Source organism: Pelomonas candidula, from assembly GCF_043555985.1.
Lineage (GTDB): Bacteria > Pseudomonadota > Gammaproteobacteria > Burkholderiales > Burkholderiaceae_C > Pelomonas > Pelomonas candidula.
This window is the reverse complement of record NZ_JBIGIC010000004.1, coordinates 1-14,584: the sequence shown is the minus strand read 5'-3', so window position 1 is coordinate 14,584 and position 14,584 is coordinate 1. Positions and strand designations below refer to the sequence as shown.

Here is a 14,584-nt window from a genome sequence, read left to right as displayed (position 1 = left end):
CTCTTGCGCTTCCTGCTCGCACTGAGCGTCGCCTGGACGCATGCCGGCCTGCCGAAGGGCTTGTCCGGCGACCTGTGCGTCACCGTCTTCTTTGCCATTTCGGGCTTCTACATGGCCATGGTGCTGGCGGAGAGGCGCGCCTATGGCGAGGTGCGCACGTTCTACAAGCAGCGGCTGCTGCGCCTGTTCCCGACCTATTGGGTCTTGCTGGCCCTGTCCGTGCTACTGGGCATCTGGCTGCCCTCGCACGGGTGGCGATTCGCGCTCGAGCTTGATCTCCCCACCGCTCATCCCTGGCTGTTCCTGGGCTGGATCCTGTCGCAGGCCTTGATCCTTTGCCAGGACGTGCTGCTCTTCTTCGGACTCGACGCGCAAGGGATGCTTGCTTTCCGCCCGTTGGAGGCCGCGCCGGGCACGGCCCTTACGTCGCTGAACATCATTCCCCCAGCCTGGTCGCTGTCGTTGGAACTGATGTTCTACCTCGTCGTCCCGTTCCTGGCGCGCTGGTCCACGCGTCGGCTCGCGGTCCTCATGGGAGCGAGCATCCTCCTGCGTCTGGCGCTCGCTTTCGGGGCCGACCTCGGCCAGGACCCCTGGGCGACGCGTTTCTTTCCGTCCGAGCTGTCATTCTTCCTGCTGGGCATGCTGGCCTTCCGCTGGGTCTGCGCACCAGGCGCGTCACTGCTGTCGGCGGGAGGGCTGCTCTATCTGGGCGCGGTCGCGGCAGCGGTTGCCAGTCTGGCGGCCAACGGCTTCGGCCATGTGAATGCCAAGCTGCTCAGTCCCGCGGCGGCCGCGACCCTCCTGCTCACGGCAGCGATCCCATGGCTGTTCCGGCTTACGCGGAGCGCCCGCTGGGACCGTGCGATCGGCGAGTACTCCTACCCACTGTATCTCTGCCACGTCTTCGTGTTCCAGCTCTTCGCATTGATCATGGCACCAGGCGCGAGCCGGAACGTTGCGATGATCGTGGCGGCGATCGGGATAGCCGTGCTGCTCACGCACTCCATCGACAAACCGGTGGATCGCTATCGGCATCGCCTGATGAAGGCCGGCTGACATGCTTCGACTCGCCTACATCGTCGAACTCACCTGGCTGCTGGTGGACACGCTCAGCGGATTCCTCCAGAACCACAACATCTTCCTTCCCGGCGACCAGACTGTCAGCGCGCTGGTCCGCCTGTTCGCGGTCGGCCTGTTCATCGCCATCATCCTGCGCCATGCGAGCGTCAGTCGCTTGCCTGGCATAGTGCTGCTCTTCCTGTGTTTCGTCTGGATCGGCGCGCACATGATGGCGCAAGGCATGGATGGGCCGCATGCCATTGCGGACCTGCAGTTCCTGCTGAAGCTGTTGACGCCGGTGCTGTTGTACACGGTGCTACAAATCCAATTCGAGCAGGGTGCGCTGGACGGACGTCGACTTCATTGCATCCTCGGCCTCAATGCCGCGGTACTACTGATCAACTTGTCGTTGGGCTTGTTCGGCATCGGCTTCGGCAACTATGGAGAAACCGAGGACGGTGAACTCTTAGGCAGCAAGGGCTTCTTCTATGCCGGCAATGAAGTGTCCGCAACGCTGGTCGCGGTGTTTGCGCTGGTGATCTTTGCCGGCAGGGCCAAATTCCAGCGCCGGCAGTCCCTGCTGCTCGCAACCGTGGCAGTGTTTTTCATCGCGTCGCTGGTGTCGCTGAGCAAGACCTCGCTGCTAGGCTTCTTGCTGATCCTGCTGTTCGTGATCCAAGCCTACCTGTCGCGGGCCACAAAGATCAAGTTCACGGCGCTGCTGACCGTCAGCGTGCTCGCCACCTCGCCGTGGTGGATTCCGGTACTGCAAACGTCGATAGACCGCTGGGAATTCATGTGGGAGAGAAGTCCAGACTTCATAACCTTCATCACTAGCGGTCGTGCTGACCGCATCGACCGCTATGTTGACTGGCTCTATGGTACCGACACACCTTGGCATCTACTGTTCGGTGAGGGGCAGTCCATTGGCGAGCTGGCTGCGTCCTTTGAAAACGACCTTCTTGACCTGACCTATAACGCAGGATTGCTGGGACTTCTTGTCTATGGCATCTGGTTCGGCTGGATGCTGCGCGGGGTAACTGTCCGGTGGAGCGAAGGTCGTCGTGAGGGTTCGTTCACTGCTTACATCCTCGCCATGTTCCTGCTGCTCAGCATGTTCGCGGGCCACGTGATGTACTCGGCCACGCTGGCACCATTCGTCGCGCTGCTGGCCCTGAGTTCAGCGCGCACATTCCCCGGGAATGCAGGCGCAGCGCATGGTATTGAAAACGCCGCGCCAAAGTCCGCCTCCGGGCCAACTGTGTCGGCGCTATTGTCATGACGGCCTCTCCCGTGCGTCGCTGTGTGTGGACTTTCGTCTCCAACATGTACCCATCGGCGGACGACGTTTCCTATGGAGCATTCGTCCAGCGCAGCCGCGAGGATCTGATATCCCAGGGCTTCAACATCGAGGCAGAGATCCTGATCCGCGGACGCAGCTCAGGGCTGGCGCGCCTGCGCGCGTATGCCAAGCACTACTCCGCGTTGGCGCTGCTACTGCTGCAGCCGAGGCTACGTCATCTCTACATCCACTACGCATCGCATCATTGCCTATTGCCAGCGCTCGGCGCCCGATTTCTGGGTCTACAAGTGCTGGTGAACATCCACGGTGACGACCTAGCGCTCGCACGGGTCAGCCTGTATCGGCGCGTAATGAAAACCGGTCAATCGTTGCTGCTGCGATCAGCGCGCATGATCGTGGTCCCCTCGCCATATTTCCGCGACTTACTGATGCAAACGCTGCCAGACATCAATCCCAACCGCGTCGTTGTATCCCCCTCCAGCGGCATCGACTTTCAGTCCCTGAGCGCGGCCACACGGAACCGCGCAAGCTATTGGCAGCAGGATCAATCCTCAAGGATTGCGAACTTTGGCTACATCGGCCGCATCGACGCCGACAAGGGATGGGAAGTGCTGTTCGACGCTTTCATTCAACTGCCCGATTCGCTGCGGCGACGCGCACAGTTGCACTTCTGGGGCGACGGTAAGGAGGCGTCTCGCCTGCGCGAACGCATTGCCATGGAAGCCGCAGGGCAGGTGACCCATCACGGTGCCGTTCCAGCAGCAGAGTTGCCCGCCGCACATACCCGATTCGACTTCCACGTCGTCCCCTCAAGTCGCGAAAGCCTCGGCTTGGCGGCCATCGAAGGCCTGGGCGCAGGCCACGTGTTGATCTGCAGCCGGATCCGTCCCTTCACCGACATAACGGTCGACGGAGTAAGCGCGCTTCATTTCGACCCCACTTCGGCGTGCGACCTGGGCGCTGTCTTGGCGCGCGCCCTCGAAGCATCCGACGAGACTTTGGCGGCGCTCGCAGCAAACGGTCAAGCGTTGGCGAGGGCTTTTGATCGTGCAATCGTTGCGGCCGATCTCGCCGAACACATTGATCTTTGCTTCCCGGTCTGACCACCTAAACCAAGCCCCTTCCGACCTCAACGACTGATCGTTCCAATGGGTACTCTTCGATTTCTGCTGGGCTCGAGTGTGGCCTGGACCGATGAGCTGCAATGACGACGATACCGTTCACTTCTCTTCAAGACCTGACATGAACGTTCTGGGTTTGACCTTCCGCGGCGCATGCCGCGCCGCCGTGGAGACTCCCGTGGCCGGCCATTGCAAGTTCATCGTCACGGTAAATGCAGATTTCATTGTTCGCGCCCGCGAAGGCGACGAGCGCCTGCGGCGCATCATCGACACGCACTACAGCACCTTCGACGGTTTCTGGCCGTGGCTGATCGCCCGACTTCGTCATCCCGGGGAGCCCTGCGACAAGATCAGCGGCTCCGACTTGATCTACCGCTATGCCGAGCAATGCCATGTTGCAGGGCGCACCTTACTGATCCTTGGGGGCGGCCCCGGTGTCGCACCGGAGGCAGCACGGCGACTCAACGAGCGCTTCGGTGGCAACGGCGCGCACAGCTGGGAACCGCCGTTCGAGCCCTATCCAATGTCCCAAGGCTACATCGACGCGCTGCGCGACAGGGTGAAGGCACTGCAGCCCATGGCGGTAGCGGTGTGCCTAGGCTCACCCAAGCAGGAATTCCTGATCGAGGATCAATTGGAGTTCTTTTCCGCGAACGGCGTCAGCTTCGCCTGCGGCGCGGGCGGTACGGTCGATTTCATGGCTGGCCGGATCAAGCGCGCACCTTTGTTTGTGCAGAACATCGGCCTCGAGGGCGTTTGGCGTCTGTTGGCGCAGCCGTCTATGTTCCGCCTCAAACGCCTGTTGCTGTCGTTCAGATTGTTTCGCTACTACTTTGACTGATCACTCACGCGGCAGTCGCGCCTCGTACTCCGGTACGACCTCGCGCAACAGTCGCATGACCTCGGATTGGTTCATCGCGCGCGTGTCGTGCCAACTGGCCAGCCAATCGCCGACGCGTATGCCCGAAGCCGCCTGACTGTCATTCAATCGGGCCATACGGAGTTTCGAAATAGGCGTGGCCAACGTAGCATCGGCATCGGCTAGCAGCTCCTCATAAAGCTTCTCTCCAGGCCGCAGTCCGGTGAACACCAGCGGGATCGCCTCGGAGCGATAGCCTGCCATACGAATCATCGTTCGCGCCAAATCGGCAATGCGTACTGACTCGCCCATGTCCAGAATAAAAACCTTCCCGGTGTCGCCCATCGCGCCTGCCTGCACTACCAGCCTCGCAGCTTCCGGAATCGTCATGAAGTAGCGCGTGATCTCGGGATGGGTCACCGTCACCGGCCCGCCCTTGGCGATCTGCTCCTTGAACTTCGGGATCACGCTGCCGCTGGAGCCCAGCACGTTGCCGAAGCGCACCGCTATGAACTTGGTCGCGTGGCCCTGGCCGGCCATATAGCTGATCACCAGCTCCGCCGCGCGCTTGGTCGCGCCCATCACGTTCGTTGGGTTGACCGCCTTGTCCGTGCTGATCAGCACGAAGCGCTCGGCGCCATGCTCGGCCGCGGCCAGGCAGGCGTTGTAGGTGCCTAACGTGTTGTTGCGCAGCGCGGCCCAGGCGTTCTCCTCTTCCATCAGCGGCACATGCTTGTACGCCGCGGCGTGGAAGACGATCTGGGGCTTGTATTTACCTAAGACGTGTCTGAGATGCTCCAGGTCCTTCACGTCACCGATCAGGCGTACGAGAGGGATGTGGGGGAACTTTTCGCTGAGCTCTTGCTCAATCGTGTAAAGGTTGAACTCACTGAGTTCGTACAGCACGATCTTGGACGGGCCGTAGCGAGCCACCTGGCGGCAGAGCTCGGAGCCGATCGAGCCGCCCGCGCCGGTGATCAGCACGACCTTGCCGTTCAGGCATTCACTGATGCCGCCTTCGTCCAGCTCCACGGGCTCGCGGCCCAGCAGGTCTTCGGGCTCGATATCTCGGACCTGGTTGACCGAGCGCCCGGACAGCAGTTCCTCACTGCTGGGCACGGTCAGCACGGGAAGGCCAACTTTGCCGGCGATGTCCAGCGCGCGGCGGCGCTGCGGCATGCTGGCGCCGGGCATGGCGACGATCAGGTGGGTGATGCCATGCATCGCAGAGAACTCGGCCGCCTGCTCCAGCCGCCCCAGCACCGGCACGGCGGCGACGCGGGCGCCCAGCTTTTCGGGCGCGTCGTCCAGGAAGCCGACGATGACCCAGCCTTGCGTGTGCTGCAGGCCGGCGACGAGCAGGCGGCCGGCGTCGCCTGCTCCCATCACGAGGGCCCGGCGCTGTTCCTGCGCACTGCCGCTGATCTTGCTTCGCATGTGCTCGTAGAGCATGCGGTAACCCATGCGCATCATGGCGAGCAGCATCAGCGCGAAGACCGGATGCAGGGCCAATACCGCTCGCGGCACGCCATGCAGGTGGGCCATCAGCACGAGCGTCGCAGCGACGAGGCCGGCGCTGGCGCACGCCAATGCAAGACGTTTGACCTCTCCGAAGCCGGAGAAGCGCCACATACCCTTGGGCACGCGAAGTAGTAGCAGCGCCAGCGCATAGAGCACGAGCACGCCGATCAGCACATAGCCGTCGTAGTCGGGGCGTGCCGAGAACCAACGCTCGAAGCCGAGCCGAAAGAGGTAGGTGAACTGCCAGGCGAGCGCGACCACGACGAGGTCGAGCAGCAGGGCGAGCCGCTCCCGGTGCGGGCGCACGCGGGTCAGCAGCACATCGAGACGTTGCCAATCCATAGGGGCGTGATTGTCAGGGCTCAGCCGCGCAGGACCCGGCCGAGGGTGCGGAGGATGAGCCTCAGATCGGTGACGAGGCTCGCCTTGGCGGCGTAGTCAGCCGATAGGCGCAGCTTGGCGGGCAGGATGACTTCGCGGTATTCGCGCTCGGGGTCGCTTGCTGCTGCGAGCAGTTCGGCTTCGTGGCTGAAGGCCAGTGACGCCGGATCGGTGACGCCGGGGCGCACGGAGAGAACGCGCTCACGCAGGTCTTGCGGGTAGAGCTCCACGTAGCGCGGCAACTCGGGCCTCGGGCCGACCAGGCTCATCGCTCCTCGAAGCACGTCCCAGAGTTGCGGGAGTTCGTCAAGCTTGCTGGCTCTCAGGACTCGTCCGGCCCGCGTGATGCGCGGATCGACACCGACGGTGATGGCCGCTCCGGGCTCGACACGCATGGTGCGGAACTTGTGGATCGTGAATGGCACGCCGTAGCGCCCGACACGGGTCTGGCGGAACAACGCCGGGCCCTTCGAATCCAGCTTGATCCAGAGGGCGATCAGCAGCAGCGCCGGCGCCAGCAGCAGCAGGCCCAGCGCCGAGCAGAGGACATCGAAGAGACGCTTGATCAAGCCAGCAGGCCGCGAACGGCGGCGATGACGCGCTCCACGTCCGCATCCGTCATGGCCGTGTAGAGCGGCAGGCTGACCATGCGCTCGAAGGCCTTCTGCGACTGCGGGAACTGCTCCGGCGTCAGGGCGTAGCGGTCGCGCCAGTAGGGGTGCAGGTGCAGCGGCACGTAGTGCACGCTGCAGCCGATGCCGGCGGCGAACATGCCCTCGATGAATGCGTCTCGTGTGATGTGGGCGTCGTCGGCCAGGCGCACGACGTAGAGGTGCCAGGCGTGGGTGTCGCTTTCGGGCGCCTGGGGCGGCAGGATCAGCGGCAGGTCGGCGAAGGCCTCGTTGAAGCGGTTCGCGATCTGTTCGCGGCGCTGCTGGAAGGCCGGCAGGCGCTTGAGCTGGTGCAGGCCGAGGGCCGCGGCGATGTCGGTCAGGTTGTACTTGAAGCCGGGCGCGACGATCTCGTAGTACCAGCTCGGGACCTTGGCCGTGAAGCGGTCGAAGGCGTCACGGCTCATGCCGTGCAGGCGCATGACGCGGGCGCGCTTGGCGAGCTCCGGATTGCGCGTGACCAGCATGCCGCCCTCGCCTGTCGTCATCGTCTTGTTGGCGTAGAAGCTGAAGACGGTGGCGTCGGTGCCGAGGGTGCCGATCAGCTCTTTTTCCAGCGTCGTCGGCAGTGCGTGGGCGGCGTCGTCGATGACGCGCAGGCCGTGGCGGCGGGCGATGTCCAGGACAGCGATCATGTCCACGGCCAGGCCGGCGTAGTGCACCGGCATGATGGCCTTGGTCTTGGGCGTGATGGCGGCTTCGATGGCGGCGATGTCGATGTTCAGCGTCTTGGGGTCGATGTCGACCAGCTTCACGTCGGCTCCGAGGTAGCGCACGACTTCGGCGGTGGCCGTGAAGGTGTGGGTCGTCGTGATGACTTCGTCACCGGGGCCGAGGCCGATGGCTTCGAGGGCCAGGTGCAGGCCGGCGGTCGCCGAGTTGACGGCGATGCACTCGATCTGCGGCTCGCCGAGGAACTCGGCAAAGGCCTGTTCGAAGCGCTTGGCCTTGGGGCCGGTGGTGATCCAGCCGGATTTCAGGGTGTCGACGACTTCGGCGATCTCGTCGTCACCAATGTCGGGCAGGGCGAAGGGGAGGAAGGGCTGGGCAGTCATCCGGCAGGATTTTCGGTCATCACGGCTTCTCGATCAGGACGAGGCGGTGTGTGCGCAACAGAGGCACGAGATTCAGCAGTCCGTAGGCGGCCGGGAAGGCGCGGGCCAGCGGCGGTGCAAGCGTGACGCGGCGGGCAGTGAAGCAGCCTTGCGGGAAGAGCTCGTGGACGCGCCGGTGTGGCACGCCGCGCACGTCGGGGTTGCGTGGGTTGTCGACGGTGAAGTCGTACCAGACCACCGCGCCACGGGGCTTGAGCCAGCGCCACATCGCCTCGGCAAGACGCTGCTGCAGGGCGTCGTCGAGGATGGACGAGAAGACGGTGGATTGCAGCACCAGGTCCTGGCTGGCAGGCGGCACGTCGGCCGTCGACGCGTCGCCGGACAGCAGCCGCACGCTCTCGGGCAGCGCGGCGCGGGCGGCGGCCAGGCGTTCGGGAAGCAGTTCGATGCCGGTCAGATGTGCGGGCTGCAGTCCCAGGCGCAGCAGGTCGAGCAGGTTGCCACCGGCGCCGCAGCCAACCTCGGTGGCATGCCAGTCCGCCGGGTGACCCGGGCGCGTTGCCAGCAGCTTCAACAGCACGCGCTGGCGTTCCTGCCACATCTGCCAGACCTCGGGGCGAAGCAGGCTGTAGCGGTCGCCCGCGTCTCGGCGGGCGTAGCGCTGCGCGATCCGTTCCAGTTCGTTCAAGACAGGGCCTTGATGAATTTCTCGGCGAGCACGGGGAAGGCGTGGTGCGCCATCGCGAAGGCGCGGCCGCGCTGGCCCATCTCCGAGCGTTGTTGCGGCGAGAGGGCCGCCAGCTTCAGCAGGCCCTGGGCAACAGCTTCTGCATCCTCGGGCGGCACGGTCAGGCCGGCGTTTGCGTCGGCCACCGGGTCGTTGCCGGCCTCGACGGAGTGCAGCACGGCGCGGCCGGCCATCAGGTAGTCGATGAGCTTGTTGGGTGCGATGCCGAAGCGGTAGATCGGGGTGCGCTGCCAGCCGATGTAGGCGATGTCGAAGTGGCTCAACAGGGTCGGGATCTGCGCCTTGGGGATGGGGGCGAAGAAGCGCACGTTCGAGAGTCCCTCGGCGGTCGCGCGCTCGGCCAGGCGTGCGGCCTCGTGGCCGCTGCCGACAAGGACGAAGCTCAGCGGGGAGTCCTTCAGCTTGGCCGCTGCGTCCAGCAGCACGTCTAGCGCGTTGGGCAGGCCCATGGAGCCGGCGTAGCCGACGACGACGCGGCCGGCCGCACGCTCGGCGTCGAGGTGCGCCCGGAGCGTTTCGCCCAGCGGGGCGGACTCACCCTGCCATTCCTCGGGCGCGAAGCCGTTGGGCACGATATGCAGCTTGCGCAGGTCCAGGCCCCGGGAAGCCATGTGGTCGTGCACGCAGGGCAGCATGGAGACGACGACGTCGGCATCGCGGTAGGCGTCGGCTTCGGCCTTGCCGCACAGCATCGCGAAGGGGTGGCGCGGCGACATGCCGGACAGCTCGATCAGCGACAGCGGCCAGAGGTCGTGGACTTCGTAGACCAGCTTGGCCCGCGACGGGCCGACAGCGCCCGGCGCCCGCTCAGGCTTCGCGAGCTTGGCGAGCTTCCTGGCCACCCACACATCCATCGGGTAGGTGCTGGAGGCGATGACGGCATCGGGCCGGATCTCGCGTGTCAAGCGCCAGGCGTCGGCGCGCAGCTGGCGCAAGAAGGACAGGATGTTGCGCAGTCGTCCCATTCCGTTGCCGGCGTACTGCGGCACGGGCAGCCAGCGGTAGCGGATGCCGTCGATGATCTCCTCGACGGGATGACCCGGCACCTGCGGCTGCACGGCGCGCACATGGGAGTAGGACGCAGCGACGATGGTGACCTCATGCCCTGCCCTCACCCACTCGCGGGCCAGGTAGTAGGGCCGGAACTCCATGCCGTGGCGGGGCGATCCGGCGTAGTGGTTGACGAGAAGGATCCTCATGCCGGGGTGAGCTCCTTGAGGCGGGTCAGGAAGCGCTGCACGTGGGGCTCGAATAGGCCGTTGGCGGCGACCCAGTCGCGGTTGACCGCTGCGAACCGGGTTGTGTCCAGCGCGGCCATGCGTGCGGGGAGGTCGTCCAGCGATCCGACGATGAGGCCCCGCGCCGAGTCACCGATGACCTCGCGGTTGGCCGGCAGATCGGACAGCAACGGCACGCAGCCGTGGGCCATCGCCTCCAGCGCCGACACCGACACCGAGTCGCTCTCGGGCAGGCTCAGGAACCAGGTCGAGCGCGCGTAGTGCGCGGCCTGCGCCTGCGCGTCCAGGCGGCCGACGAAGCTGATCTTCTCCGTCAGGCCTCGTGCCGTCACGTCGGCTTCCAGCGCGGCTCGCAGCGAGCCGTCGTTGGCGACGACGAGCCGAGCTTCGGGTTGCGCCGCGGCGATGCGCGCGAAGGCGTCGATGACGAGCTGCGGCCGGTAGATGGGCTCCAGGCCCCGGTTGGCGAAGCACAGCCAGGGCTGTTTCTTCGCGTTCTGCCTGGGCATGGCCTCCAGACCGAAGGGGAAGGTCATCACCTCACCCGCGCCCAGCTCGCGCATGCGCTCGGTCATGAAGTGGGAGTCCGAGGTCGTGATCGCGCAGTTCCGCAGCACCTTCTTCGTCATCCAGCGCCAGGCGCCGCCGCGCTGCGGCGTGACGAGGATGTCGCTGCCCCAGGCCGAGCCGGCGATTTGTGCGCGCAGCCGCCAGCCGAGCTTGGCGGCCCAGGCCAGGCTGCCGTGCGAGGTCAGGTAGTGGGCGTGCAGCCAGTCGGCGTCGGTGTCGGCCAGCCAGGCGCCGATCTTCGGCAGCTGCTTGATCAGCGCGACATTGCCACCGGCGTGCTCGGGCTGGGTGTCCAGCGCGAGGCGTCGCGCATCGGGCAGCAGTTGCAGGAACTCGGGCAGGAAGCCGCGCGACGAGATGGCGTAGAGCTGCACGCGCGGGTTGAGCGCCCTCGCCCACTTCAGCAGATGCGGGCTTTCGCCGTCGCCGATCAGCACGAGCTTGAGGCCACCACCGAGGCTCATGGCTGGCCTCCAGCCCAGGCCTCGTAGGCCTCGCGCAGTTCAGGGTGGCGGGTCAGCAGCACCGCGTCGCGCTCGCGGGTGTCGCCTACCTGGCGGGCCGGCTGGCCGGCCATGATGGCGAAGTCGGGCGCAATGCCGCGCAGCTGCGAGAAGGCGCACAGGACGGCGCCCTTGCCCAGGACCGCACCGGGCTCGATGAGGCTGTGCGGGCCGACGAAGCTGTAGGCGCCCAGGCGTACCGGCGCCTTGACGTAGCCGGGCGGCTCGCCGCCGGCGGTCGCGAAGCGGCGGCCGTTGATGCGCAGAGCGTTGTGGGTGCTGTGGGTCAAGATGGAACAGAAGTTGGTGATCTGCACGCCTTCCTCGATGACGAGGCCGGCGCCGGCGTCGATGAAGTTGAACTGGCCGATGAAGACATGGTCGGCCAGTTGCAGGCCGGCCTCGCCCTCGATGCAGGTGCTGGGCGCGATGCGCGTATGCGGCGCGCCGGCCTCGCCGAACAGCATGCGAAAGCCGATCAGCCGCACCAGGCGGCGACGCAGGCGATTGAGGAAGACGCGCATCAGTCCCAGGTCCACAGTGACCAGAAAAAGTAGCCGAAGTAGAGCAGCATCGCCGCGGACACGCCCCAGCCGGCGCCGGCCAGGCCACCGAGCTGGAGGCCGGCCGCGAGACCGCCGATGAACATGACCTGCCCCACCAGCGCCAGCTTCAGCGCCCAGGCCTGGGCGCCCCAGGCCATCGTGACAACGGACAGCGGCGCGGCGATGAAGTGCAGCGCGATGTAGGGCGCCAGCGACCGCGCAAGCTCGCCGGCGTTGCGCCATTGCGGCCCGAAGACGGTGGCGAAGAGCCAGGGCCCGAAGGCCAGCAGCACCAGCATCAGCGGCAGCGCGATGGCGGCCAGCAGCAGCAGGTTGCGGCGCACCAGGGCGCGCGCCTCGGTGAGGTTTGCGGTCTGGGTCAGGCGCGGGTACAGGGCCTGCGACAGCGAGCCCCCGACCAGCGATGCCGGGGCCTTCAGGTAGCGCAGCGCCAGGGCCCAGGCGCCGGCTTCGGGCGCGCCCAGCCAGGCCGTCAGCAGCCCGATCGCCAGCGTGTCTTGCAGCGCTCCGGCAAAGGCGTGCGGCGTGTTCAGCAGCGGGAAGTCCTTGTGCTTGCCGGCGATGTCACGCAGCGGCTGGGGTTTGAGCAACTGGCGCCAGCCGCCGGCCGGCGTCGGCCGGGCCTGCAACGCTGCCGCGGCGGCTGTGGCGAGCGTCGCACCGCCCACCAGCCCCCAGGGCCCGAGCTGCAGCAGCCCCAAGCCCACCTGGCCCACGGCGCCGCCGCCCCACTGCACGACACGCGCCCACGCCAGCGCGGCGAAGCGCCCTCCCCGCGCCGCCCATTGCGCCAGCGCCTGGCTGGCAGCCAGCGCCAGCACGGCGAACGGCAGCGTGGCAGCCAGGGGGAGATCCGCCCCGGCCATCCAGGCGGCGCCCACGACGATGGCCAGCGCGGTCATCGCCATCAGCAGGCGCAGGCACAGGGCCAGCAGTGCCGCCGCGCCTTTTTCTGAGGTTTCCAGGGCCAGCGCGAACTCGTAGCGCGCACAGCCGACGACGGCGAGGTTGCTGGCGACGGTCCAGACGAGGGAGAACTCGCCGTACTCGGCCGGGGTGTACAGCCGCGAGATCCAGGGCCCCAGAAGCAGGGGCACGGCCTGGGCCAGCGCGCTGCCCGCAAGCAGGGTGAGAGTGGCGCGCTGGAGACTGTGGGGGTTCATGGAGGCGGGCGATTCTAAAATCGCCGGTTCACCCAAGGTCCGCAATGAACAACACGACTCCGCCCACCCCAGCCGCCCCCGCCGCCGACGAGAACCAACTGATCGCCGAGCGCCGCGAAAAACTGGCCGCGCTGCGGGCCACCACGGCGGTGCCCTTCCCCAACGACTTCAAGCCCCAGCACCGCGCGCAGCCGCTGCAGGAGCAGTACGGCGCGCTGGACAACGAGGCGCTGGAACCGCAGGCCATCCAGGTCAGCGTGGCCGGCCGCATGATGCTCAAGCGCGTCATGGGCAAGGCGAGCTTTTGCACGCTGCAGGACGCCACCGGCCGCATCCAGCTGCGCGTCACCATCGACAACGTCGGCGCGGAGGTCTACGAGGCGTTCAAGAAGTGGGACCTGGGCGACATCCTCGGCGCCGAGGGCACGCTGATGAAGACCAAGACCGGCGAGTTGTCGGTGGCCGTCACCACGCTGCGCCTGCTGACCAAGAGCCTGCGCCCGCTGCCGGACAAGTTCCACGGCATGACCGACCAGGAGCAGAAGTACCGCCAGCGCTACGTCGACCTCATCACCGACGAGGACGCCCGCAAGCGCTTCACGGCGCGCTCCAAGGCCGTGTCGGCCATCCGCAGTTTCATGGTGGACCACGGCTTCCTGGAAGTCGAAACGCCCATGCTGCACCCCATCCCGGGGGGCGCGAACGCCAAGCCGTTCATCACGCACCACAACGCGCTGGACCAGCAGATGTACCTGCGCATCGCGCCGGAGCTGTACCTGAAGCGCCTGGTGGTGGGCGGCTTCGAGCGCGTGTTCGAGATCAACCGCAACTTCCGCAACGAAGGCATCTCGGTCCGGCACAACCCCGAGTTCACGATGATGGAGTTCTATGCGGCCTACTGGACGCATCACGACCAGATGGACTTCACGGAGGCCGTGCTGCGCCACGCCGCCATTGCCGCCACCGGCAGCGCCGCGCTGACCTATGCGGGCAAGCCCGTCGCGCTGGACAAGCCCTTCGCCCGCGTGTCGGTGCGTGATTCGCTGATCCAGTTCGCCGGCCTGACCGAGGCCGAGGCCGACAACCCCGAGGTGCTGCGGGCGAAGATCGTCGCCGCCGGCGAGGAGGCGCCAGCACGCTGGAGCCTGGCCGAGCTGCAGTTCGGCCTGTTCGAGGCCGTCGTCGAAGAGAAGCTGTGGGAGCCCACCTTCATCATCGACTACCCCGTCGAGGTCTCGCCGCTGGCCCGCGCATCGGACGCCAACCCCAAGATCACCGAGCGCTTCGAGCTGTTCATCACCGGCCGCGAGTACGCCAATGGCTTCTCTGAGCTGAATGACGCCGAGGATCAGGCCGCCCGCTTCCACGCCCAGGTGGCCAACAAGGAAGCCGGCGACGACGAGGCGATGTTCTTCGATGCCGATTTCATCCGTGCGCTGGAGTACGGCATGCCCCCGACCGGCGGCTGCGGCATCGGCATCGACCGGCTGATGATGCTGCTGACCGACTCGCCGTCGATCCGCGACATCATCCTGTTCCCGGCGCTGCGCCGGGAGGCGTGATCGCTCCGGCCTTGCGCCGCGAGGCCTGAGGCGCGGCACACGTCCACGGCGCCACGATGCGCCCTTCACGCCCATGCAGGCCTTGCGCCGGCATGGGCGTTTTGCTGTCCGCCGGCACTGGGCCGATACTGCAAAATTGCGATAGGGCCACCCGTTACCGGGCGCCCCCCGCGCAGATCCCGGCGTGCAGAATTCCCGCACCGGGCTCCTGCCTTGGGTGGGTGGCGTCGAAGCGCTGGTTTGGCCAAGGATGAAGGATGC

The 14,584-nt window shown here is 66.3% G+C and carries 13 protein-coding genes; 5 read left to right on the top strand and 8 right to left on the bottom strand.

Annotation, left to right across the window (positions count from 1 at the left end):
* The first annotated feature begins 3 nt into the window (after positions 1 to 3).
* From ACG04R_RS08880 to ACG04R_RS08865, 4 genes are all read left to right on the top strand, one after another.
* Positions 4 to 1,059, top strand: a complete 1,056-nt coding sequence (locus ACG04R_RS08880; protein WP_394408350.1) for an acyltransferase family protein — start codon at positions 4 to 6, stop codon at positions 1,057 to 1,059.
* Position 1,060: 1 nt separating this feature from the next.
* Entirely contained in the window at positions 1,061 to 2,344 is a 1,284-nt protein-coding gene (locus ACG04R_RS08875) for an O-antigen ligase family protein (RefSeq protein WP_394408348.1), read from the top strand.
* Entirely contained in the window at positions 2,341 to 3,468 is a 1,128-nt protein-coding gene (locus ACG04R_RS08870; protein ID WP_394408345.1) for a glycosyltransferase family 4 protein, read from the top strand. Before ACG04R_RS08875 ends, ACG04R_RS08870 begins: the two co-directional genes overlap by 4 nt.
* A gap of 139 nt (positions 3,469 to 3,607) precedes the next feature.
* Positions 3,608 to 4,327, top strand: coding sequence for a WecB/TagA/CpsF family glycosyltransferase (locus ACG04R_RS08865; protein ID WP_394408342.1), 720 nt, complete (start codon positions 3,608 to 3,610; stop codon positions 4,325 to 4,327).
* On the opposite strand, the gene ACG04R_RS08860 is transcribed toward ACG04R_RS08865, so the two are convergent.
* Genes ACG04R_RS08860 through ACG04R_RS08825 form a run of 8 tightly spaced genes read right to left on the bottom strand, consistent with a single transcriptional unit; the run spans position 4,328 to position 12,761 of the window.
* The gene (locus ACG04R_RS08860; RefSeq protein WP_394408339.1) at positions 4,328 to 6,208 is read right to left on the bottom strand and encodes a polysaccharide biosynthesis protein; all 1,881 of its coding nucleotides are present in this window, start codon (positions 6,206 to 6,208) and stop codon (positions 4,328 to 4,330) included.
* A gap of 20 nt (positions 6,209 to 6,228) precedes the next feature.
* Positions 6,229 to 6,816: a sugar transferase gene (locus tag ACG04R_RS08855; RefSeq protein ID WP_394408335.1), complete on the bottom strand. Its 588-nt coding sequence runs from the start codon at positions 6,814 to 6,816 to the stop codon at positions 6,229 to 6,231.
* Entirely contained in the window at positions 6,813 to 7,973 is a 1,161-nt protein-coding gene (locus tag ACG04R_RS08850; RefSeq protein WP_394408332.1) for a DegT/DnrJ/EryC1/StrS family aminotransferase, read from the bottom strand. The genes ACG04R_RS08855 and ACG04R_RS08850 overlap by 4 nt, the downstream gene beginning before the upstream one ends.
* 19 nt (positions 7,974 to 7,992) lie before the next feature.
* Positions 7,993 to 8,661: a methyltransferase domain-containing protein gene (locus tag ACG04R_RS08845; RefSeq protein WP_394408330.1), complete on the bottom strand. Its 669-nt coding sequence runs from the start codon at positions 8,659 to 8,661 to the stop codon at positions 7,993 to 7,995.
* A complete protein-coding gene (locus ACG04R_RS08840) occupies positions 8,658 to 9,920 on the bottom strand; it encodes a glycosyltransferase family 4 protein (RefSeq protein WP_394408327.1) in 1,263 nt (420 codons plus the stop codon). Before ACG04R_RS08840 ends, ACG04R_RS08845 begins: the two co-directional genes overlap by 4 nt.
* Positions 9,917 to 10,993, bottom strand: a complete 1,077-nt coding sequence (locus ACG04R_RS08835; protein ID WP_394408324.1) for a glycosyltransferase — start codon at positions 10,991 to 10,993, stop codon at positions 9,917 to 9,919. Before ACG04R_RS08835 ends, ACG04R_RS08840 begins: the two co-directional genes overlap by 4 nt.
* Complete coding sequence (locus tag ACG04R_RS08830; RefSeq protein WP_394408321.1) at positions 10,990 to 11,556, bottom strand: acyltransferase; 567 nt, start codon at positions 11,554 to 11,556, stop codon at positions 10,990 to 10,992. Before ACG04R_RS08830 ends, ACG04R_RS08835 begins: the two co-directional genes overlap by 4 nt.
* Positions 11,556 to 12,761, bottom strand: coding sequence for a lipopolysaccharide biosynthesis protein (locus tag ACG04R_RS08825; RefSeq protein WP_394408318.1), 1,206 nt, complete (start codon positions 12,759 to 12,761; stop codon positions 11,556 to 11,558). Before ACG04R_RS08825 ends, ACG04R_RS08830 begins: the two co-directional genes overlap by 1 nt.
* A gap of 44 nt (positions 12,762 to 12,805) precedes the next feature.
* Between ACG04R_RS08825 and lysS the strand changes: the two genes are divergently transcribed.
* Entirely contained in the window at positions 12,806 to 14,323 is a 1,518-nt protein-coding gene (gene lysS / locus ACG04R_RS08820) for a lysine--tRNA ligase (protein WP_394408315.1), read from the top strand.
* Positions 14,324 to 14,584: the final 261 nt, after the last annotated feature.

Excerpts from the sequence above, each read along its gene's own strand:
- ACG04R_RS08840 (WP_394408327.1), bottom strand. The coding sequence starts at position 9,920 with ATGAGGATCCTTCTCGTCAACCACTACGCCGGATCGCCCCGCCACGGC.
- ACG04R_RS08870 (WP_394408345.1), top strand. The coding sequence starts at position 2,341 with ATGACGGCCTCTCCCGTGCGTCGCTGTGTGTGGACTTTCGTCTCCAAC.
- ACG04R_RS08865 (WP_394408342.1), top strand. The coding sequence starts at position 3,608 with ATGAACGTTCTGGGTTTGACCTTCCGCGGCGCATGCCGCGCCGCCGTG.
- ACG04R_RS08860 (WP_394408339.1), bottom strand. The coding sequence starts at position 6,208 with ATGGATTGGCAACGTCTCGATGTGCTGCTGACCCGCGTGCGCCCGCAC.
- ACG04R_RS08830 (WP_394408321.1), bottom strand. The coding sequence starts at position 11,556 with ATGCGCGTCTTCCTCAATCGCCTGCGTCGCCGCCTGGTGCGGCTGATC.
- lysS (WP_394408315.1), top strand. The coding sequence starts at position 12,806 with ATGAACAACACGACTCCGCCCACCCCAGCCGCCCCCGCCGCCGACGAG.
- ACG04R_RS08835 (WP_394408324.1), bottom strand. The coding sequence starts at position 10,993 with ATGAGCCTCGGTGGTGGCCTCAAGCTCGTGCTGATCGGCGACGGCGAA.
- ACG04R_RS08825 (WP_394408318.1), bottom strand. The coding sequence starts at position 12,761 with ATGAACCCCCACAGTCTCCAGCGCGCCACTCTCACCCTGCTTGCGGGC.
- ACG04R_RS08875 (WP_394408348.1), top strand. The coding sequence starts at position 1,061 with ATGCTTCGACTCGCCTACATCGTCGAACTCACCTGGCTGCTGGTGGAC.
- ACG04R_RS08850 (WP_394408332.1), bottom strand. The coding sequence starts at position 7,973 with ATGACTGCCCAGCCCTTCCTCCCCTTCGCCCTGCCCGACATTGGTGAC.